Annotated in this window: 18 protein-coding genes and 1 pseudogene; 11 read left to right on the top strand and 8 right to left on the bottom strand. The window is 70.7% G+C overall.

The window, feature by feature from the left end:
- Window positions 1-31 precede the first annotated feature (31 nt).
- The 5 genes from ACH4TL_RS01390 (at window position 32) to ACH4TL_RS01370 (ending at window position 4,184) form a co-directional block, all read left to right on the top strand.
- A complete protein-coding gene (locus tag ACH4TL_RS01390; RefSeq protein ID WP_398313615.1) occupies window positions 32-1,249 on the top strand; it encodes an Ig-like domain-containing protein in 1,218 nt (405 codons plus the stop codon).
- Window positions 1,250-1,302: 53 nt separating this feature from the next.
- Entirely contained in the window at window positions 1,303-2,070 is a 768-nt protein-coding gene (locus ACH4TL_RS01385) for an enoyl-CoA hydratase/isomerase family protein (protein ID WP_398313617.1), read from the top strand.
- A 251-nt stretch (window positions 2,071-2,321) separates the two neighbouring features.
- A complete protein-coding gene (locus tag ACH4TL_RS01380; protein ID WP_398313619.1) occupies window positions 2,322-2,828 on the top strand; it encodes an ATP-binding protein in 507 nt (168 codons plus the stop codon).
- A gap of 429 nt (window positions 2,829-3,257) precedes the next feature.
- Window positions 3,258-3,890, top strand: a complete 633-nt coding sequence (locus tag ACH4TL_RS01375) for an N-acetylmuramoyl-L-alanine amidase (protein ID WP_398313621.1) — start codon at window positions 3,258-3,260, stop codon at window positions 3,888-3,890.
- Between the two features lie 78 nt (window positions 3,891-3,968).
- On the top strand, window positions 3,969-4,184 hold the full coding sequence (locus ACH4TL_RS01370) for an EF-hand domain-containing protein (protein ID WP_123102265.1): 216 nt from the start codon (window positions 3,969-3,971) through the stop codon (window positions 4,182-4,184).
- A gap of 82 nt (window positions 4,185-4,266) precedes the next feature.
- On the opposite strand, the gene ACH4TL_RS01365 is transcribed toward ACH4TL_RS01370, so the two are convergent.
- The 6 genes and pseudogenes from ACH4TL_RS01365 to ACH4TL_RS01340 all read right to left on the bottom strand — a co-directional run bounded on the left by ACH4TL_RS01365 (window position 4,267) and on the right by ACH4TL_RS01340 (window position 9,410).
- Complete coding sequence (locus ACH4TL_RS01365) at window positions 4,267-4,575, bottom strand: hypothetical protein (RefSeq protein ID WP_398313623.1); 309 nt, start codon at window positions 4,573-4,575, stop codon at window positions 4,267-4,269.
- Window positions 4,576-4,767: 192 nt separating this feature from the next.
- Window positions 4,768-5,310 (bottom strand): annotated as a pseudogene (locus tag ACH4TL_RS01360) (glycoside hydrolase family 25 protein); the annotation flags it as partial.
- A 188-nt stretch (window positions 5,311-5,498) separates the two neighbouring features.
- The gene (locus ACH4TL_RS01355) at window positions 5,499-6,686 is read right to left on the bottom strand and encodes an aromatic acid exporter family protein (RefSeq protein ID WP_398313625.1); all 1,188 of its coding nucleotides are present in this window, start codon (window positions 6,684-6,686) and stop codon (window positions 5,499-5,501) included.
- A gap of 327 nt (window positions 6,687-7,013) precedes the next feature.
- Window positions 7,014-7,256, bottom strand: coding sequence for a hypothetical protein (locus ACH4TL_RS01350; protein WP_398313627.1), 243 nt, complete (start codon window positions 7,254-7,256; stop codon window positions 7,014-7,016).
- 356 nt (window positions 7,257-7,612) lie between these two features.
- Entirely contained in the window at window positions 7,613-9,136 is a 1,524-nt protein-coding gene (locus ACH4TL_RS01345) for a catalase (protein ID WP_398313629.1), read from the bottom strand.
- Between the two features lie 49 nt (window positions 9,137-9,185).
- Window positions 9,186-9,410, bottom strand: a complete 225-nt coding sequence (locus ACH4TL_RS01340) for a Fur family transcriptional regulator (protein WP_398313631.1) — start codon at window positions 9,408-9,410, stop codon at window positions 9,186-9,188.
- Window positions 9,411-9,738: 328 nt separating this feature from the next.
- On the opposite strand from ACH4TL_RS01340, the gene ACH4TL_RS01335 reads away from it, so the two are divergent.
- Complete coding sequence (locus ACH4TL_RS01335; RefSeq protein ID WP_398313633.1) at window positions 9,739-9,867, top strand: LPFR motif small protein; 129 nt, start codon at window positions 9,739-9,741, stop codon at window positions 9,865-9,867.
- Between the two features lie 216 nt (window positions 9,868-10,083).
- On the opposite strand, the gene ACH4TL_RS01330 is transcribed toward ACH4TL_RS01335, so the two are convergent.
- A complete protein-coding gene (locus ACH4TL_RS01330; RefSeq protein WP_398313635.1) occupies window positions 10,084-10,596 on the bottom strand; it encodes a PadR family transcriptional regulator in 513 nt (170 codons plus the stop codon).
- A 70-nt stretch (window positions 10,597-10,666) separates the two neighbouring features.
- On the opposite strand from ACH4TL_RS01330, the gene ACH4TL_RS01325 reads away from it, so the two are divergent.
- The 5 genes from ACH4TL_RS01325 to ACH4TL_RS01305 all read left to right on the top strand — a co-directional run bounded on the left by ACH4TL_RS01325 (window position 10,667) and on the right by ACH4TL_RS01305 (window position 17,153).
- Entirely contained in the window at window positions 10,667-11,308 is a 642-nt protein-coding gene (locus ACH4TL_RS01325) for a cysteine hydrolase family protein (RefSeq protein ID WP_398313637.1), read from the top strand.
- A gap of 50 nt (window positions 11,309-11,358) precedes the next feature.
- Window positions 11,359-13,503 (top strand): RNase A-like domain-containing protein, encoded by a 2,145-nt coding sequence (locus ACH4TL_RS01320; protein WP_398313639.1) that lies wholly within the window; start codon window positions 11,359-11,361, stop codon window positions 13,501-13,503.
- A 26-nt stretch (window positions 13,504-13,529) separates the two neighbouring features.
- Window positions 13,530-14,219, top strand: coding sequence for a contact-dependent growth inhibition system immunity protein (locus tag ACH4TL_RS01315; RefSeq protein WP_398425126.1), 690 nt, complete (start codon window positions 13,530-13,532; stop codon window positions 14,217-14,219).
- An 80-nt stretch (window positions 14,220-14,299) separates the two neighbouring features.
- On the top strand, window positions 14,300-14,866 hold the full coding sequence (locus ACH4TL_RS01310; RefSeq protein WP_398313642.1) for a Uma2 family endonuclease: 567 nt from the start codon (window positions 14,300-14,302) through the stop codon (window positions 14,864-14,866).
- A gap of 244 nt (window positions 14,867-15,110) precedes the next feature.
- On the top strand, window positions 15,111-17,153 hold the full coding sequence (locus ACH4TL_RS01305) for an ATP-binding protein (RefSeq protein WP_398313644.1): 2,043 nt from the start codon (window positions 15,111-15,113) through the stop codon (window positions 17,151-17,153).
- Between the two features lie 75 nt (window positions 17,154-17,228).
- Here ACH4TL_RS01305 and ACH4TL_RS01300 read toward each other — a convergent pair whose 3' ends face one another.
- Entirely contained in the window at window positions 17,229-18,917 is a 1,689-nt protein-coding gene (locus tag ACH4TL_RS01300; protein ID WP_398313646.1) for a hypothetical protein, read from the bottom strand.

The following is an 18,917-nucleotide window of genomic DNA, read 5'->3' as shown; positions in this document are numbered from 1 at the left end:
AGGGGAGTGAGCTGTGGTGAGGATGCGGCGGATGACGGGGAAGGCGACCGTGCGGGGGCGCAGGGGACTGTTCGCGCTGCTGCTCGGGGCGCTGCTGGTGCTGGTGGCCGCATGCGGTGGAGGCGGCGGTTCCGGTGACGACGGCCAGAAGGGCAAGGGCACCGAGGCCGCCAAGCCGCGGCCGTCCCGGGCCAAGGTCACCGTCGAGCCGGGGGACGGGGCGAAGGGCGTCGACACCAGCGGCGCGCTCAAGGTCACCGCCGCCCGGGGCAAGCTGACGTCCGTCAAGGTCGAGGACGGCAAGGGCCGGTCGGTCGCGGGGAAGACCGCCGAGGGCGGCACGAGCTGGAAGCCGGACGGGCACCTGCGCGCCGACACGACGTACACGGTGGACGCCCTCGCGAAGGACGCCGACGGCCGCGCGAAGCGCAAGCACACCACCTTCACCACGCTCAAGCCCGAGGAGACCTTCGTCGGGGTCTACACCCCCGAGGACGGCTCCACGGTCGGCGTCGGCATGCCGGTCTCGCTCCGCTTCAACCGGGGCATCACCGACCCGGGCGCGGTCGAGAAGGGCATCAAGGTCAGCGCCTCCCCGTCGGTGCCGATCGCGAGCCACTGGTTCGGGAACGACCGACTGGACTTCCGGCCCGAGAAGTACTGGAAGCCCGGCACCAAGGTGACGCTGAAGATGGACCTCGACGGCGTCGAGGGCAGGCCGGGGGTGTACGGGGAGCAGAGCAAGACCGTGAAGTTCACCATCGGCCGCAGCCAGATATCCGTGGTGGACGCCAAGAAGCACACGATGAAGATCGAGCGGGACGGCAAACCCCTCAAGACACTCCCGATCACCGCGGGCGCGCCCGGCCACGAGACGTACAACGGCATCATGGTCATCAGCGAGAAGCTCGCCGTGACCCGCATGAACGGCGCCACGGTCGGCTTCAAGGGCGAGTACGACATCAAGGACGTGCCGCACGCGATGCGGCTGTCGGACTCCGGCACCTTCCTCCACGGCAACTACTGGGCGGGCCAGGCCACCTTCGGCTCGGCCAATGTCAGCCACGGCTGCGTCGGCCTCTTCGACCAGCGCGGCGGCGGCGATCCGTCCACCCCGGCGGCCTGGTTCTTCGGGAAGTCGCTGATCGGTGACGTGGTCATCGTGAAGAACTCGGACGACGCGACGATCCAGCCGGACAACGGGCTCAGCGACTGGAACATGTCCTGGGAGAAGTGGCAGGAGAAGTAGGGAGACGCAGCGCACCCGGGCGCTCAGCGTCCGCCGCCACTAATCTGCGGCGTATGACTGTGAATCTTGAGGTCGCCGACGGCGTGGCCACCTTCCGCCTCGACCGCCCCCCGATGAACGCGCTCGACGTCGCCACCCAGGACCGGCTGCGGGAGCTGGCCGGTGAGGTGACCCGCCGGGACGACGTGCGGGCCGTGGTCGTCTGGGGCGGTGAGAAGGTGTTCGCGGCGGGCGCGGACATCAAGGAGATGCGGGACATGGACCACGCCGCGATGGTGGCCCGCTCCCGTGACCTCCAGGACGCCTTCACCGCCGTCGCCCGCATCCCCAAGCCCGTGGTCGCCGCCGTCACCGGCTACGCGCTCGGCGGCGGCTGCGAGCTTGCGCTGTGCGCCGACTTCCGGATCGCCGCGGAGAACGCCAAGCTCGGCCAGCCCGAGATCCTGCTCGGGCTGATCCCGGGCGCGGGCGGCACCCAGCGGCTGGCCCGGCTGGTGGGCCCGTCCCGGGCGAAGGACCTCATCTTCACGGGCCGTCAGGTGAAGGCCGACGAGGCGATGGCCATCGGGCTGGTCGACCGGGTCGTCCCGGCCGAGGAGGTGTACGAACAGGCCCACGCCTGGGCGGCACGGCTGGCCAAGGGCCCGGCGATGGCGCTGCGCGCCGCCAAGGAGGCGGTGGACACGGGCCTGGAGACGGATATCGACACCGGGCTCGCCATCGAACGCAACTGGTTCGCCGGGCTGTTCGCCACCGAGGACCGGGAGATCGGGATGCGGAGCTTTGTCGAGGACGGCCCGGGCAAGGCGCAATTCTCCTGACCCGCTTTTCCTGGCCGGGTATGCCCCGTGCGAGCGAATTTCTTCGCTTGCCGGGCGGCCGTCCTTCGGCCCGTTCCGGTACGCTGGGTGATCACCTATACGCGTGGTGACATCGCTGGTCAGGCAGGGTGTTTTGACTCCCTGCGCTGCCAATGGCATAGCTGGGATCGGTTTGTGGAGCCTGGGGCTCCGGTGTTCGGAATCCCCTGGTTCCGCCCCGGACGGCCTTTCGGGCGGCCATCATGGGGGGCATGGCGGGCTTGGAGGGAATGGAGCAGCCGCAGCAGCGCACGGGTACGGCTGCGGTCCGGCGGCTGCCGTCCGCCGAGGAGGATTCGGCTCTCAGGGCGCTCGAGGTGTTCGGGAATCCTGCGGCCGCGGAGGTGCTGTTGCCGTCCCGGCCCGAATCCGCGGCCACCGCCCGCCGGTTGACGGAATTCGTGGTGCTGCGCGACTGGGGGCTCGGCTGCCAGCTCGCCGAATACGCGGTGCTGCTCGTCTCGGAGCTGGTGGGCAATGCCGTACGGCACACCGGCGCCCGCACCTTCGGGCTGCGGTTGCTGCGCCGCCGCGGCTGGATCCGGGTCGAGGTGCGCGATCCGTCGCGCGGGCTGCCGTGTCTGCTGCCGGTGGGGGCGCTCGACACCAGCGGGCGCGGCCTCACGCTGGTGGATCAGCTCTCGCAGCGCTGGGGCGTGGATCTGCTGCCGTGCGGCAAGACGACGTGGTTCGAGATGCGGGTGGCCGAGGCCACGTGAGGTGGCACAAGGGCAGAGGCCCCCACCGTCGGATACGACGGCTCGGGGGCCTCTGTCCGCCCCGCCGTGGAGCGGAAGGGGTGTGGCTCCACGGCATTCGGGGGAACGACCTGGCCCGGGTCAATGGGGGTCGCGGTCCCGACTATTGCAGAACCCATGGATCACCACCAACTCAATCCAAGGTGAGCTGCAACACTTGCCTTGTTAATGGTGGGTAGGGCTGTGATTTTCCTTTGTTGCGCATCTCTCGGAATGAACGGCGGGGAAATGCCAGTGGTTCAGACCGGGACGCCTTGACTTTCTTTGCCTGTCGGTTCTTGGCATGGCCCTGGCGACGCCTCACCATGGAATCCGCGCTACGCGCGTCACATCCCGTCAGATCCCTTGTCGTCAGATCCCTTGTCCTGGCACTGCATTCGGGAGCCCCCCATGGAAGCGCACGGCCCTGCCCCCACCCGACGCACCCTCCTCCGCTCCGGCGCCGGTCTCGGCGCCGCCGCCCTCGGGCTCGCGGCCACCGCGACCGCCGCCACGGCCACCGCCGCCCACGCCGGTGGCAGACGCCCCCGCCGCGCCGCCGCCTATCCCCCCACCCACTGGATCCCCGCCTCGACGTCCAACTACCGCGTCTCCAGCCGCCCCACCGCGTACCCGATCGACTTCGTCGTCATCCATGTGACGCAGGAGACCTTCCCGGACGCCGTGAAGATCTTCCAGGACCCGGCCCGCCAGGTCTCCGCCCACTACATGGTCGCCTCGGCCGACGGCTACATCGGGCAGTTCGTCCGCGAGAAGGACGTCGCCTGGCACGCGGGCAACAAGGACTACAACAACCGCAGCATCGGCATCGAGCACGAGGGGTGGGTGGACGACCCCTCCTGGTTCACCGAGGAGATGTACGCCTCGTCCGCCGCCCTCACCGCGGCTGTCTGCGACCGCTTCGGCATCCTCAAGGACCGCGAGCACATCATCGGCCACAGCGAGGTCCCCGGAGCCGATCACACCGACCCCGGTCCGCTGTGGGACTGGGACCGCTACATGGAGCTGGTCAACCAGGGCTGACCTGGACGCCCGTCGGGCCGCCGCCCGGGGGCCGCTAATGTGTGCGGGTCAGACTCACGCACGAAAGGGGCGGAACAGGTGGCGGACATCGAGGCGGCGCGCAAGGCGTTCGAGCGGTACGACCTCAACGGGGACGGGCTGATCACGGCGGCCGAGTACAAGAGCGTGATGGCGCAGCTGGGTGACCCGTATGTCACGGAGCCCGTCGCCCAGGCCGTGATCAACGCCCACGACGGCAACGGTGACGGTCAGCTCAACTTCGACGAGTTCTGGGCCGCGCAGAACAAGGACTGACCATCGGGTCCGCCCAGTGGCCTACCCAGCGGTTTTTACCCATCGGGCCCGGCCCGGGCCGCACAGCGGCGCCGCCGGCGCGTCAGCGCCAGCCGCGCCGCTGTGCGCCGGCCCGCCGCCTCCGGTCGTTGCACAGCAGGCAGCGGCCGTAACCGGGCGGCAGCGGATCGTCCGGATCCTCGTACAGCGGGTCGACGGCTCCGCGTGGATGCTGGGCGCAGCCGGTCGTCCCGTGCTCGACGGTCAGCGCACCGGCCGCGGCGAGCGCCCGGCGCAGGGCGTCGGTGAGCAGCTCGGTCTCCTGCCCCGAGGGCGTGGCGTCGAGCGAGAAGGCGATGTCGGACGCGGTGGTGAGCGCGCTGCGGAGTTCGCGCAGGTCTGCGTAGCTCATACGAGAAAGCGTAGGCGCCCCCACCGACAACGCCTCTGACCAGCCCCCTTACGCCTCGCGCTGCTCCTGCGGCGCGCTCTGCTGATCGGTCTGCTCGGCCTGCTCGGCCTGCTCGACGTCGTTCTGGCGCTCTTCGTCATCGTCGTCGCCGTCCACGAGGTCCTCGATGGCGTTCGCCACCCGGGTGACCGTGGCCCACGTCTTCAGCGACGTCTTGCTGGAGAAGTCAGCGACGTTCTTGTCCACCGGCCGGTCGGTGTACTGGTGGATCTTCCACTTCGCCTTGATCCGCGGCTTGCCCGCCGACACGTAGTCGGCGATCCACAGCCCGTCCCCGGCGTACGAGGTGGTGTCGTGGTTGAGCCAGAAGTTCCGGTTGCAGTACAGCATCACGCGGTGCGTGGGCCGCAGCTTCTTGACCTCCCGGATGAACCGGTCCTTCTCCGCGTTGCTGGCGCGCGTCCCCGAGCCGGTGGTCTCCCAGTCCACGGCGAGCAGATCGTGCTTCTGCGAGGCGCACTTCTCCACGAAGTACCGCGCCTGCGCGGCGATGTTCCCCGGCCACAGGAAGTGGTAGAAGCCGACGACGCACCCCGCCTTCCGCGCCCTGGCCGCCTGCGAGGACTGCTTCGGGTTGATGTACGACCGGCCCTCGGTGGCCTTGATGAAGACAAAGGCCAGCCCGTCCGTGTCGAAGCTGGACTGGTGCGAACTCACGTCGATGCCGTGCAGCATGGTTCCTGCCTCATGGGGAGAAGGTGAAAAAGGGCCGGGTGTCCCCCTTGTCATGCCCGGTCCAGGACCTTACGCAACGCTGCCGGGGTCACGCACGGTATTTGCACAAGCGACTGATTTGGTAGGGAAATTCGTGAATTTCCCCCATGGCCGTGATAGGCCGCCGCGCTGTGCCCCCGCCCAAGAACTCACCCCTGGACATGAGTCTGCAGCACATCGCAGGTGTACTGGAACTCCTCCGTCAACCGGGTCGCCTCGATCACCAGCACCCCGTACGGCCGGGTGTGGTCGCCCAGCGGCAGCCCGTCGCTCTCCGCCTGACCGGTGACGGTCCGGCGCTGCTCCTGCATGTCCTCGGCCAACTGGCACAGCTGCCCGGCCTGGTCCTTCAACCGCGCCTCGTCCAGCTGCGCCAGCACCCGCACGATCTCCTCCAGCGAGCCGAGGAACGTGCCGTAGCACCGCAGGAACCGCCGGTACGAGTAGTCCCGCTCCTCCCCGCGCCACCGCTCCAGGCTCCTGGTGAGCGACGCCAGCTGATACGCGGCACGCTCCAACGCCTCCAGTACGGCGCGGTAGTTCGCGAACGAGGTGCGCCCCCGATGCCGGGGCAGCCACCGCCGCGGATTGAACGGAACGCTCTCCTCCGCGGTCCGCAACCCCGACCGCGCCTGGGTGACCAACGCCTGGGCATGCTGGGACCCCGAACGCCAGCGCCGCGCGTGCTCCTCGGCGAACTCCCCGTCGCGCATCGCCGGTCCCATGTCGGCGAGCAGCGTCTCCAGCGCCCCGGCCAGCGCCCGGAGCCCGTGCTCCGCGCTGCGGTACCGCAACGGCGGCACGACGACCACGTTCACCAGCAGCCCGAGCGAACACCCGATGAGGACGAGCAGGATGATCTGCCCCAGCTGGGTCGCCCGCTCCACGTTGCCCGTGGCCGAGGCGTACGTGGAGAACGCGAAGAACGCCGCCGTCGCCACCTGCGACCGCTGCGCCCCCAGCGCCCGCCACTGCCCGATCGTCAGCGCGATGGCCGCCACCAGCACGAACGACACCGGATCCGGCCCGGTCAGAAACCCGAGCGCCGCCTGCACCGCCACCCCCGTCACCACCGCGGCGACATAGCGCAGGGACTGCGCGACCGACTGGTACACCGTCACGTTCATGATGAGGACGGCGGAGAAGGGTGCGAACGCCGGGGACTGGGCGTGCAGCAGATACTGCGCGACCAGCCACGCGAGGGTGGCCGCGAGCGTGCTCTTGCCGATCAGCAGCAACGTGTGCCGCTCGGCCCCCCGCGTCGCCCGCAGCGCCCGCCGCCACCGCTTCGTCCGTCCCTGCTCATGCCCACTGTCCGTCGTCGTCTGGCCGTTCATCCGACTATGGGTTCCCCCTCAGCGGAACCTCTCACCTGGCCAGAAGGGCCTTCTCAGGAGTTTCGGGGAGGGGACGACGGGAAGGCGGAGGGTCGAGCCGAGCGGAGCACACAGCACGAGGACGCCGCCGGCCATCGCCAGGGCGAAGCTCCACAGGCCCATCACGCCGGGTCCTCATCGCCGCCTGGGCCGTCGCGGCCGCCAGCACCTATCTGCTGTGGAGCCTCCTGAAGGCCAACACCGACGCCTCCAGCGGCCATGCCGCGGCCGTCCCGCCGTTCCAGTACGCCGTCGCGGCCGGAGGCGCTGTCGGGCTCATCGGGTGGCTCATCTCCCGGAGGCGGGCATGAGAGACCAACCGCCCCCCGGTACCGGCCGGATCGCCGTCTGGCACCGGTCGCCGGTCAGCGGCTGGATGATCGCGGTCGGCGTCGTCTCCGCCATCGCGCTCGTGGTCATCGCCCTTCTCGACCGGCAGTACGGCTCGGTGTCCCTGATCCTGCTGATCGCCGCCGCCGCGTTCCTCGCCATGGGCGCGATCAGGGTCGCCGTCTCCCCGCGCGGCGTCACCGTCACCTCCCTGCTGTTCCGCCGCATCCCGCTGGACCGCATCGCCGAGGCGTCCGCCCGGTGGACGCGGCCGATGGAGATCGGGGCTGGGGCTACCGCTGGAGGCCGGGCGTCCGGGCCGTCTCCCTCCGCGAGGGGGACGCCCTCTGGCTCACCCTCACCCGCGGCACCCGCTTCGTCATCACCATCGACGACGCCGAAGCCGCCGCCGAGTTGGTCAACGCCTACCTGTCGGCCGCTCCCGGGGGCACCCCCATGCCGGTCCCGGGAGCGACTGAAGTGCTCGTCGTCATCGCCCCCTTCTCGCGCACGCCCCTCGCGGAACAGATCGCCGCGTGCGTGCGCCGGGGAATGAGTCAGGCCTTGCGCCGCATGCCCTCCCGTGCGGGGTTGCCCTGCTGCTCCGCCTTCGGGTCCTTCTCGTTCTCCTTGGCGCGCACGCCCTCCTTGATGCGGGCGCCGATGGTGGCGTCGATGTTGTGCCAGTACTCGAACGCCCGGTGCAGCACCGGCTCGGTGACGCCGTTCAGCAGGTGTCCCACGACGTTGTCCACCAGCCGGTCGCGTGCGGCGTCGTCCATCACCTCGCGCACGAGGGTCCCGGCCTGGCCCCAGTCGTCGTCCTCCGCGTGCGAGACGTAGGCCGTACGGGTGATCTCACCGTCCGCGTACCAGCTGGGCGGGGTGCCGTAGCGCTCGGTGTCGGCTGCCGGGCCGCCCTTGGAGTTGGGCGCGTACACCGGGTCGGTGGTCCTGCGGTAGGCCATCGCCCCGTCCTTGGAGTACGTGTGCACGGGAGCGACCGGCGCGTTGACGGGCAGCTGCTGGTAGTTTCCGCCGATCCGGTGGCGGTGCGCGTCGGCGTACGAGAAGAGCCGGGCCAGCAGCATCCGGTCGGGGCTCGGGCCGATGCCCGGTACCAGGTTGTTCGGCTGGAACGCGGCCTGTTCGATCTCGGCGTGGTTGTCGGTCGGGTTGCGGTCCAGGGTCATCCTGCCGACCTCGGTCAGCGGGTAGTCGCCGTGCGGCCAGACCTTGGTCAGGTCGAACGGATTGAACCGGTAGCCCGGCGCGTCCTCGTACGGCATCACCTGTACGTACAGGGTCCAGCTCGGGTGGTCCCCGTCCCGGATGTGCTCGAACAGGTCGCGGGTGTGGTAGTCGGTGTCGGCCGCGGCCATCTGGTCCGCCTCGTGCTGGGTGAAGAACTCGATGCCCTGGTCGGTCTTGAAGTGGTACTTGACCCAGAAGCGTTCACCCGCGGCGTTGATCCACATGTAGGTGTGCGAGGTGTATCCGTTCATGTGGCGCCAGCTGCGCGGGATGCCGCGGTCGCCCATCAGCCAGGTCACCTGGTGGGCGCTCTCGGGGGAGAGGGTCCAGAAGTCCCACTGCATGTCGTGGTCGCGCAGGTTGTTGTCGGCGCGGCGTTTCTGGGACCGGATGAAGTGCTGGAATTTCATCGGGTCTTTGACGAAGAACACCGGTGTGTTGTTGCCGACCATGTCGTAGTTGCCCTCGCTGGTGTAGAACTTCACCGCGAAGCCCCGCGGGTCGCGCCAGGTGTCCGGGCTGCCGCGCTCGCCGGCGACGGTGGAGAACCGCGTCACCAGTTCGGTCCTGGTGCCGGGCTGGAACACCGCGGCCTTGGTATAGGCGCTCACGTCGCCGGTCACCTGGAAGTGTCCGAACGCACCGCTGCCCTTCGCGTGGGGCTGCCGTTCGGGGATGCGCTCCCGGTTGAACTGGGCCATCTGCTCGATCAGATAGGCGTCCTGAAGGAGGATCGGCCCACCGGGCCCGACGGTGAGGGAGTGTTCGTCGCTTTCGACGGGGACGCCGGCGTCCGTCGTCGTCGGATTGCGGTCCGCGTTCGCCATTTCTGTGTTCTCCTTCGTCTCGCGGGGCGCCTTTGGGGGCGCCCGCAGGTCAGACGGCGGGGGCGGCACCCTCCGCGCAGGAAGGACACCGTCCCCAGAACGTGATCTCCGCCTCGTCCACCACATAGTGGGCATCCTGCTCGGCCGTGAGGCACGGAGCCGCGCCCACCACGCATTCCACGTCCTCGGTGCGGCCACAATCCCGGCACACGAAGTGGTGATGGTTGTCGCCGACCCGCCGTTCGAAACGGGCGGGGGTGCCCTGCGGACGCATCGCGCCAGACCATGGCTCCCGAGCCAGGCCAGTACCGTGCGGCGCAGCCCGGTGGCCCGCGTCCCGCCGCACGCAATATCTCCACCGGACCGGGCGCTGGCCGTTTCCGGTCATCGTTCGGGCTTGGGGATCATGGTCTCCGGCGAGTTTCCCCTTTGGGCCGTGTCAAACGTGCCGGGAAGGGGAGCGCGTCGACGTCCTGGCCGGTGATGACGGCGTGTCGGTGGGGAGCGAGAGCAGAATGTTTCGGCGAGCGGGACTGGGTCACCTGTTCGGTCCCACAGGACGGAACGACTGACCCACACCCGGATTCGAGAAAGGCCCCGCCGTGTTCAAGGCCATCGCTGATGTACTGCGCGCCATCGGAGGCGCCATCGCCACTGTCGTCACCCTGCCCTTCCGTGCCCTCGCGCGCCTGTTCGGCGGAGCGTCCGCCAGCGCGCGCGGGCGTCACTGATGCCGGGGAGGGGAGCGTCGGCCCTTCGTCCCGCCCGGCGCTCCCCCGGCTCGTGCGCGATCACGTAGTCGACCAGGTGGAAGGGGAGCTGGAAGGTGGCCCAGCGGAGCGCGATCCGCCCGGCCCGGTCAGAAACCCCAGCGCCCGCCGCCACGGCTCTATGGGTTCCCCCTCAGCGGAACCTCTCACCTGGCCACGAGAACGACGTCAGCGGCATCACCCCAGTTGCTCCCTCAGCCAGGACCGTTCGGCCTGGCTGGTGGCGCGGGAGATGAGGAGCATGCCGCGGCGGTAGGGGTCGTCGGTGTCCTCGGCACGCAGTGGGCGGTTGCCGTCGTGGAAGAAGCTCGCGGGCTGTTCCAGGAACTCCAGCCGTCGGCGCAGCACGGCGTGCTGGTCGGCGGTGTCGGGCAGCTGGGAGAGGAACGCCAGGATCGTGAAGTACCGGCTGCTGTCGCTGATGTCCAGCTCGTCGGGCTCCCGGAGCCGGTGCAACAGCTCGGTGCGGCCCTCGGCGGTCAGGCTCACGGTGTGCCGCTGGGCGGCCGAGGCTCCCGGCTCGGTGCGCCGGCCCAACAGCCCGGCCTTGACCAGCCGGTTGATCGCCGGGTAGAGGCTGCCGTCGCTGACCGGCCGGGAGTGGCCGGACAAGTGCGCGATGAGGCGGCGCAGTTGGTATCCGTGCAGTGGGCCGTCGGCCAGGAATCCCAGGATCGCGAGTTCCAGCATGCTGCTACCCTCGCACATCGAAACGAGGTATCTCGAATCGAGGTAGGTTGTGAGCTATACCGAGGAGTGGGTGACCGCGCGGGCACGTGACGCCTACGAGCACGGCCGGGCGACGTTCGGCATACGGTCCGAGCACACGGCGCTGCTGGTCATCGACATGCAGGACGAATTCGTACGCCCCGGCTGGAGCCCCTACTGGGTACCGGCGGCGACGCGGATGGCGCCGAGGCTGCGCCGACTCGTCGAGACGTGCCGTAACGCCTCCGTCCCGGTCATCTGGACCATCTTCGACGACACGCATCTCGGCCTGGACCGGCCGCACGCCCTGCGACACCTTCCGCATTCCGGCACCGACTGGCGGCGGCCGGGGCCCGCGACGGTGTGGGACCAGATGGGCCACCGCGCCGACGAGGCCCTGATCCGCAAGCCGTCCTACGGCGCCTTCTATGACACCCCGCTCGACACGATGCTGCGCAACCTCGGTCGCGACACGGTCATCGTCACGGGAACGCTCACCAACTACTGCTGCGGCACCACGGCCCGGCAGGCGTACGAGCGCGGCTACAAGGTCGTGTTCGGAGCCGACGTCACGGCCACCGATGACGAGTCCATGCAGGAACCCGAACTCGCCGTCCTGCGCAAAGGCTTCGCCTTGGTGGCGACCGCCGAGGAGATCGCGAGCCGACTGACGGGACCCTTGTCGCGGCCATGATCAACCCCTAGCCTCGCCTCCCGGATCGAACATCCGTTGGGGGGCTGGGCGTGGCCGTATTCATGGTGGCCGCGACCGTGTACGGGGTGGGGCAGCTGCTGGTGCTGTCGTCGCCGACGCGGTCGGTGCGGGTGTCCACGGTGCTGTTGGCGGTCGCCGCCGGTGTGTACGGGTGCGGGGTCGCGGCGGCGCTGCTGGAGTTGGCGTACACGCGCGGGGTCGCCGAGAACGCCGGGGAGCCGCTGGCCGAGGTCGTGCGGACCGCCAGCTACACCGTCGACCCGGTCATCGAAGAGCTGATGAAGCTCGCGCCGCTGCTGCTGATGGCGTGGAACGTCCGGTTCCGCCGACAGGCCGGGCTCACGGATTTCGTCGTGCTGGGCGCGGCGCTCGGGGCCGGATTCGGGCTCCTTGAAGCCGTGGCGCGGTACGGGCTGGACGCGGGGCGGGCGATCCCGCACCCGGCGGGTGGCTGGCTCATCCCCGACAGCCTGCGGGCGCCGTACATCCCGGGCGCCGAGCGGGTCTTCTCCGCGTGGTTCCCCGCCCCGCAGGGGGCGTTGGAACTCGGCGACCGCACCCCGGAGGTGGGCGCCAGCCCGCACCTGGTGTACACGGCCCTCGCCGCGCTCGGCGTCGGGGTGCTGCTGCGTACGAGGGGCTGGACACGGGTCCTCGGCCTGCTGCCGCCGGTCGCCGCGTCCGTGCTGCACATGCTGACCAACTACGCCGCCGCGCACCCGGCCGACCGGGACGCGGCGTCGCGGGTCGACGCGTTCGAGGGGGTGCTGTGGGCCGTACCGCTGGTGTGCCTGGCGGTCGCCATGGCGGCCGACCTGCGGCAGTTGCGGCGCGGCAAGCGTTACGCGCCGGACGTCCTGCTGCCCGCCGAGCGGGCCGGGCGCTCCGGCCTGAGCGCGCTCGCGGCGTACGGGGCGTGGTGCGTGCCCTGGTCCACGCTGATCGCGCTGAGGTTCGCGCGGCTGCGGCGGTCGCTGCTGTACGGGGTGGCGGGCGGCGTGGCGCCGTACCCCGGCGCCGAGTCGTTGCACCGTACGGTCGCCTGGTCCGCCGCCCAGATCGACGCCTCCGACCGCGACACCGCCTGGCGGGGCGTCGGCTTACGGTCCGTGGCGCAGGCCGCCCGTGGTCTGCGCGACCCGCGGCGCGTATGGCTCGTGCTCATCCCCCTCGCCCTGGCCCTCCCGGCCCTGGCCCTGTTGGCGATCGGCTCCTTCCCCGCCGGGGCGGAGTTACAGCGCTACCTCACCTCGGGCAGTGGACCGTACGTCCTCATCGGCTTCGGGGCCGCGGGCCTCCTCTGGGCCGCCTGGCAACTCGCCCGCCTCCTGCGCGCCTGGCGGGCGACCCGCGCCTTCCCCCACGGCGAGGTGCTGGCCCTCATCCGCCTCCGGCTCTGGACCGCGGCGGGCGGCTGCGTCGTGGGCGCGCTGCTGCTCCTGCGCCTGGCCGACGGTACGGCTCCCTCCGCCCCCGTGATCCGCAACCTCCACCTCCTGGACGCGCTGCACGACTTCGCCACCTACCTGGGCTTCGCCCTCCTCCTGCTGTCCCTCCTGGCCCTCCTCCCACCCGGCGGCGGCCTCGGCCTGGCCCTGGCAACCGGCGCCGCCCGGGCAGGCGCCTTCGCCATCACCCGCGAGGCGGCAGTCCACGCGGCGGTCTACGGCACGCTGGGCGTCGTCCTGATGGGCGTTGCCGGAGCCGGGGCGGGAGGAAACCCTGATGGCTGGAACGCCTGGCCTCGGGAAAAACGTAAGGGTAAGACGAGGCAGGAACACCGTGCCGACATCAAGGGGGATGAGGGGAAGAATGGATCTCACACCATCGAACGCCATGTGGAGAAGACGACTCGTGATATGCGGAGCCGACTGAGGTCGCAGCCGAACATTGAGGCCGACTCCCGCTTCGTCGACGAGAAATCCGCTCAGCGATTCGTGGACGAGGTTCTGGCTCGTCAGCAGAGTTCGATCACGGATTGGCTCAGGGGCTCGAAACCGAAGCTCATACTGCCTGAGACAGCATTCAATGAGAACACAGGACTGACGCTCACCAGGGAGAGCTATCTGAGAGGAGATGCCCCGAGCTGGGTGAACAAGGTGAAGGTTATTCTCAAGCGTGACCCATCGGCGGCATCGGGGTACCGGGTGCTGACGTCCTACCCTGTTCCTTGAACCGCTTCCTCCCGAAAGGGATCTCCATGCCCCACCCTCCCGCGCCGGGCCACCGATTCCACGAGATTCAAAACCTGCTCCGCGCGTACACTCACGCGGACTATGCGTTTACCGACACTCCGACCAGGCCGGGTCCCGCCTTGGAAGGGTATCTGCGTGTCATCTCGCGGTTCCCGCAGCGCGGTGTCCGCGTCCTCCAAGAGCTCGATGACCTGCTCAGCGTAGGTTTGTTTTCCCCTGAAATTGCCGATGAGGTGGACCTGATGCCTCAAGTGCGCCCCACGGAGGGGAGGGGAGTCGAGGAATCTCTGAGTATCGCACGGGATCACATCCGTGCTTCCCAGCAGAAGCCCGGTGACCATTCCGCACAGGCTCCGCAAATGGGTTGGGAGTGGGAAGAGTGTTTCCCTGAGCTCAACCAGCTCATCGGCGGCTACTTCCACCAGGACTTCTCGTACGAATACTCGTCGTATCGCGAGGCCCTGGAGGACTACCTGTGCGGAAATCCCCAGGATGACCTGAGGCAGGCACGCGAGGAGATCCCCCAGTTGCTGGCCATGGCGGAAAGCGGCCAGGAGCTCCGCCGGGCGGTCGCGGCGCTGGGCATGGGTGTCAGCCCTCCGGACGGAGTGCCGCTGAGACAGTGGCTCATTGACATCGCGCACGTCATCGAGCGGCATCTGGGAGGTCAACCCCTCTGGGGCGAGGATCACTGACTTCGGAATGGGGGGCCCGGCCCCGGTAGGCTGACCCCCGATGACAGCAGGCCCGTCGCGCAGGTTCATGGAGGTGAGTCATGACCGCCGAGATGGTCGCTCCCGCGTGGATGCACGAGCAGATCACGGCCGAGCAGTACGACTCCTGGTCCGAGGAGCAGTGCGCGGGTGTCGAGATCGTGGACGGGATGGTCGTCGTGAGCCCCAGCGCGTCCAAGCGGCACAACCGCCTGGCCCGGATCCTCGCGAACGCCCTGGAGGACGCGTCGGGGCCCGACTGGAACGCCGATACGGACTTCGACGTCCGGCTCCAGGACGTTCCGCTCACCAATCGCCGTCCCGACGTGGTCGTGTACCGCGCGGAGACGATCGACGTCACGCCCACCCGTCCCGAGCATGTGGTGCTGGTCGCCGAGGTCGTGTCGCCGGGTTCGGAGACCACCGACCGGATCGTCAAGGTCGATCAGTACGCGAAAGCGGGGATCGCCTTCTATTGGCGGATCGAGCAGGCCGCCACCGGGGTACCGCTGGTGTACACCTACGTCCTCGACCCCGCGAGCAGGGCCTATCGTGAGGGAGACGTGTTCACAGGCGTGGTGAAGGTTGCGGCTCCGTTCCCGGTGGAAGTCGACCTCGGCCAGATCTGAGCCCCGCCAGGCCGGGAAGCCGCTGGTCATCGGTCGCGGCCAGGGTGCTGATCATGATTTTGTCGCTCCCGCCGGCCGCGCACACCGGGCCCTGTGCGGGGGATGACCACCCATCAGGCCGCGCGGATGCGGGCGTCGCCGGAAGTACGGTCGCGGATATCGGGCGGGGGCATGGCCCTCGCGGGGGTCGCCAGGGGGATACAGTCCGGCCAGGGACCGGGCCGGGGTCATGGGAGGGGCTGGTGTGTTCGAGATCGTGACGGTGAGTGCGCTCACCGCGTTCCTCACGGCGGTCGGCAACGGCGCCGCCGGGGAGGTCGGCAAGCAGGTGCTCGTCTCGACGGGCGCGCTGGTGCGGCGGACCCTGGGGCGGGAGACGCCGCTGCCGAGCAGCCCGGAGGGGTGGGAGCTGCTGGCGCGTCAGATGCATCCGCACCTCAGTGAGGACCCACGGCGGAACGACGAGTTCGCGCTGCTGCGGCGGAGCCTGCCGGAGGTGGCCCTGCGGCCGGGCCCGGGACTGCCGCCCGCCACGCGGGACTTCACCGACCGTCAGTCCGCGCTGCTGTACGGGCCGCCCGGCATCGGCACCAGCGCGGTGGCGCTGCACTGGGGCGCCGACCGGATCGCGCAGTACCCCGACGGGCAGTTCTACGTCGACGTCCGCGACGCCCCCGGCGAGCACGGCCTCGAACCCGCCGCCGTCCTGCTGCGCCTGCTGCGGCAGATGGGCGTCGAGCCCGGCAGCATGCCGCCCACGGAGGCGGGCCGCGAGGAGGCGTACCGGACGCTGACGGCGGGCCGCCGCGCGCTCGTGGTGATCGACCACGCTTCCTCGGCCGCGCAGGTCCGTGGCCTCATCCCGGCCACCCCTGAGGTGTTCCTGCTGGTGGTCGCGTCCGGTCCGGCGTTCTTCATGGAGGCCGAGCGGATCGCCGTACCCCCGCTGAAGGACCGGGACGCGGTCCAGCTGCTGCGCAAGGTGGCGGGCCCGGAGCCGGTCGCGCGCGCCAAGCCGCACATGCCCGCCCTGCTGGACGGCTGCGCGGGCAACGCCTTCGCGCTGAAGGCCGCCGCGCTGCGCCTGCTGAACGGTGACGCGCCCGTCACCTCCGGCATCGACCGGCATCCGGTGCGCGGCACCGCCGAGGACGCCTGCCGCCGCCTCCGGCCGGAGGCGGCGCGGCTGTGCTGCCTGACCGCGCTCGGCGGCTGGCCCGCCATCGACGCCCGGTTGGCCGGGACGGCCGCCGACGTCGCCCCGGAGGACGCCGCCCGGATGCTCGCCGAGGCGGCGGACGTCCAGCTCATGGAGCCCATGGGGGACGGCCGTTACCGCTTCCGCCCCGAGGTGCGCCGCCACCTGGCCGACGCCGCGGGACCGGAACACGGCATCCCGGAGTGCTCAGCGGCGGTCTCCCGGACGCTCGACGGCCTGCTCAATCGCGCGCTGCACGCCGCCCACGCCGCCCTCCCGCAGAGCTGGCGCACCGAGCCCGCCCCCGCCGACGGCACCCCCTGCGGCGACGAGGCCGACGGCATGACGGTGCTGCTCGCCGAGGCGGGCAACCTGGTCCAGGCGGTCTCCGTCGCCGAGGAGTACCAGCACATCGCCACTGCCCTCCGCCTGGCCCGCGCGCTGTGGCCGCTCCAGCTGAAGGCCGGAAAGGTCGACGAGGCCCTGCCCGCCCTCCGCATCGCAGCCCGCAGCGCCGACGAGCACCACCCCGGCACCCGCCTCGCGGGCGCCCTGCACTTCCAGCTCGGCCACTGCCTTGGCGAGCTGCGGCAGTGGAACGGAGCCGAACGCGCGGTCCGCGCCGCCGTCGCCGCCGAGCACGCGGCAGGCCATCTGCGGGGCGAGGCGTCGTCCGTGGAGATGCTGGGCCTGCTGTGCCTGTACCAGTGGCGGTGGGAGGCGGCGTACGAGCGGTTCGCCGAGGCCGAGGGCGTGTACGGGCGCATCGGCCCCGACGACGAGGGCGCCCGCGACCTGCCGCGCGCTCTCGCCCTGATCAAGCGCCACCAGGGGCGCGCCCTGCGCGGCATGGGCGACCTGACCGAGTCCCGCGACCGGCTGGAGAGCGCCCGGGACTTCTTCGCCGAGCGCGGCGAGTCCTACAACCTGGCCCGCACCCTCACGGACCTCGCCGAGACCCTCCACGACGCCGGAGCCGACGCGGACGCCCTGACGCGGATCACCGAAGCGGAACGCCTCCTCACCCCGGAACAGGCGGCTCCCCACCTGGCCTACCTGTCCCGCCTACGCCTGCGCTGCGAGGCGTAACGCCCGGGGAGCGGGCCGGTGGCCTGCGGAACGATTGCCCACAACCGGCCGCCCGCCACCGGCACCCACCACACGTCACCCGCGCACCACCCGCACCACGTGCACCCCACCACCCACGTGCACCCGCAGCGCAGCGGGCACAGCAGCACCGCCCGCCTGCCACGCGTACAGCGCCGAGGCGTACGCCTCGGGGTCCGCGTCCGCACCCGACAACACGAGCAGGTCACCACAGCCCCGCGCCCGCACCACACACTCGTCCGGCCCCGTCACGTACGCGGCCACCGCACACCCTGGGTACCGCCCCAGCACCTCAGCAGTCCAGCCCGCCGCGCCGCCCAGGCGCGGATCGTCCGGTGGGCCCTCGCGCAGGATCACGTCGGCGCGGGTCAGGTCGCCGGGGTCGCGGGTGTCCTCGTGGACGGCGAGATGGGCGTCGCCGCGCGCCCCGTACGGGTGGCCCGTGGTGCGTTCGAGCCAGACGTCGGGCCCGCTGACCCGGGTACGGACGTTCAGGGGTGCCGTACGCCGCGGCGGGTCGTAGCGCGGCAGGGGCAGCGGCTCCAGCAGAGCAGAAGAAGCGGGTTCGGGCAGGTCCATCAGCGCGTAGAAGTGCCGCCGCAGCAGCGCCGCCGACGCGCCGGGCGCCGAGCTGGTGAACTCGGCGGGGCCCGCGGCCCGGCGGTGGCCCGCCAACAGCCGCTCCACCTGGTCCCGCAGCGGGCCGCGCGGATCGAGCTGCGGCGCGTCCCGGACGAACGCCGCCACCGGGGCTTCCGGATCGAGCCGGTCCTGCGCGGCGGACGCCAGCAGCACGGGAATCCCCAGGGCGGCCGCGTAGTACGAGACCGCCCCGAAGTCCCCGACGACGGCATCGGCGGCCAGCAGGGCCTGCCGCCAGGCGTGCACGGGGTCGATGAGGGTCAGCCCGCCGCGCAGGGCCCGGTCCAGCCAGACGCGGAGCTGGCCGGGGCCGTGGCCGTACCAGATGTTGGGGTGCAGCACGGCCGCCAGCCGGTAGTCGTCGGCGGGCAGTTCGGCGGCGAGCCGGGGCAGCAGCCCGGGCAGGACGTCCTGGCCGCCGCCGTTGCCGAAGAAACCCTCCGGGTTCCAGGTGGAGTTCAGCACGACGAGGCGCTGCCCCCGCCGCACCCCCAGCGCGCGCCGGAACCGCTCCCGGTGCGGCTCGGCGGCGAGCATGCGGTCGAAGCAGGGGTCACCGGCCAGCACCGACGCGGGCTCGGCCTCGGGGCAGACGCGGCGCAGCCGCTCCAGCTGCTCCGGGTGGGACAGGACGAGCCCGTCCACGAAGGGCCGCCCGTCCACGAGCAGCCACTCCGGCGACAGGCCGAACGTGGGCTCGCGACTCCGTACCCCAGGCCCGGGAAGCAAGAGCCGCTTCGTGTAGCCGACCCCGTGCGACAGGACGGTCAGCTTGCCGCGCAGATCGCTCAGCCGACCCCCGAAGCTCGCGGAGACCGCGAGATCCACCGGCGTCGCCAGCGCCTGTTCCCACGGCAGCACCGGAAGCCCCAGCTCCGCGAACAGCTCCCGTATCCCGCCCTGGAACGCGGACGACTCCGTCGAGGTGACCAGGAGCTGCACCCGGAAGTCGTCGTGGAACAGCGGCAGTACGTCCAGCAGCCGCCCGGCGGAGGTGACGTTGTGCACGACGAGCAGGACGCGCCGGCTCGCCGCACGGCTCGTCCAGCGCTCCGCGCCGTCCCCGACCGGCACCCGTATCGCCGGAGGATCAGCCGACGTCAC

Source organism: Streptomyces sp. NPDC021115 (genome assembly GCF_044333065.1).
Classification (GTDB): Bacteria; Actinomycetota; Actinomycetes; order Streptomycetales; family Streptomycetaceae; genus Streptomyces.
Note: the sequence above shows the minus strand (reverse complement) of the source record. Positions and strands in the feature narration are given on the sequence as shown.

Coding starts and splice junctions, on each gene's coding strand:
- ACH4TL_RS01390 (WP_398313615.1), top strand. CDS start 32: ATGACGGGGAAGGCGACCGTGCGGGGGCGCAGGGGACTGTTCGCGCTG.
- ACH4TL_RS01385 (WP_398313617.1), top strand. CDS start 1,303: ATGACTGTGAATCTTGAGGTCGCCGACGGCGTGGCCACCTTCCGCCTC.
- ACH4TL_RS01380 (WP_398313619.1), top strand. CDS start 2,322: ATGGCGGGCTTGGAGGGAATGGAGCAGCCGCAGCAGCGCACGGGTACG.
- ACH4TL_RS01375 (WP_398313621.1), top strand. CDS start 3,258: ATGGAAGCGCACGGCCCTGCCCCCACCCGACGCACCCTCCTCCGCTCC.
- ACH4TL_RS01365 (WP_398313623.1), bottom strand. CDS start 4,575: ATGAGCTACGCAGACCTGCGCGAACTCCGCAGCGCGCTCACCACCGCG.
- ACH4TL_RS01355 (WP_398313625.1), bottom strand. CDS start 6,686: ATGAACGGCCAGACGACGACGGACAGTGGGCATGAGCAGGGACGGACG.
- ACH4TL_RS01345 (WP_398313629.1), bottom strand. CDS start 9,136: ATGGCGAACGCGGACCGCAATCCGACGACGACGGACGCCGGCGTCCCC.
- ACH4TL_RS01340 (WP_398313631.1), bottom strand. CDS start 9,410: ATGCGTCCGCAGGGCACCCCCGCCCGTTTCGAACGGCGGGTCGGCGAC.
- ACH4TL_RS01330 (WP_398313635.1), bottom strand. CDS start 10,596: ATGCTGGAACTCGCGATCCTGGGATTCCTGGCCGACGGCCCACTGCAC.
- ACH4TL_RS01315 (WP_398425126.1), top strand. CDS start 13,530: ATGCCCCACCCTCCCGCGCCGGGCCACCGATTCCACGAGATTCAAAAC.
- ACH4TL_RS01310 (WP_398313642.1), top strand. CDS start 14,300: ATGACCGCCGAGATGGTCGCTCCCGCGTGGATGCACGAGCAGATCACG.